The sequence below is a fragment of the Mongoliitalea lutea genome (assembly GCF_014652135.1).
Taxonomy (GTDB): Bacteria; Bacteroidota; Bacteroidia; order Cytophagales; family Cyclobacteriaceae; genus Mongoliitalea; species Mongoliitalea lutea.
Window position 1 is genome coordinate 1 of record NZ_BMYF01000060.1, and the last position, 764, is coordinate 764.

Consider the following 764-nt stretch of genomic DNA (forward strand, 5'->3'; position numbering starts at 1 on the left):
ACGAACTCAAACAGTTTAAACATGCCACAGTAACCAAAACGTCCCATATATGTCTGAATCCTGAAAAACATTATTATTCCATCCCTTACAGGTACATCGGCAAAAAAGTAAAGATAGTGTACTCGGTCAGTTACGTTTCGGTATTCTTCGACGGGGAGAGGATCGCTTTTCACAAAAGAAGCCTTAAGGAACGCGGATACACAACTGTTCAGGACCATATGCCCTCTGCCCACAGGTTTGTAAGCGAATGGAACCCGGACTTTTTTATGAAGTGGGCAAAAGGTATCCATCCTGATGTCCTGCATTATATCCAGGTGATCCTTGACAGTTATCCCTATCCCGAGCAGGCATACAAAAGCTGTCTGGGAATTCTGGGATATGATAAAAAGGTGGGCAGGGAAAGACTTGTCGGCGCAGTCAGGCGTGCCTCCCACTACAATACCTATAATTATTCGGTCATCACAAGGATACTCAGAAGCGGAATGGATACAATTCCTTTTGAGACAGAAAAACAGAATGACAACCCGGTCCAGCACGAAAATATAAGGGGGGCTGAAAGCTTCAGATAATTATTTACCATAAAAACCAATTATATAAAATCATGACACAGAGCATAGCGTTAAACCAGATGTCCAAAATGAGGTTCCATGGAATGATGGAGGCATACAGAACCATATTGGACAGCAACAGACACCATGACCTCAATCCCGAAGAGCTTGTGAACCATCTTCTTCAGGCAGAATGGGAAGAAAGGGAAAACAAAA

Annotated in this window: 1 protein-coding gene; it reads left to right on the forward strand. The window is 43.1% G+C overall.

The genetic code is table 11. The features are described 5' to 3' along the window. Positions 1 to 569, forward strand: a 569-nt coding sequence (locus IE080_RS19380) for a Mu transposase domain-containing protein (RefSeq protein WP_444543309.1), incomplete at its 5' end; no start/stop codon positions are given. Positions 570 to 764 lie beyond the last annotated feature (195 nt).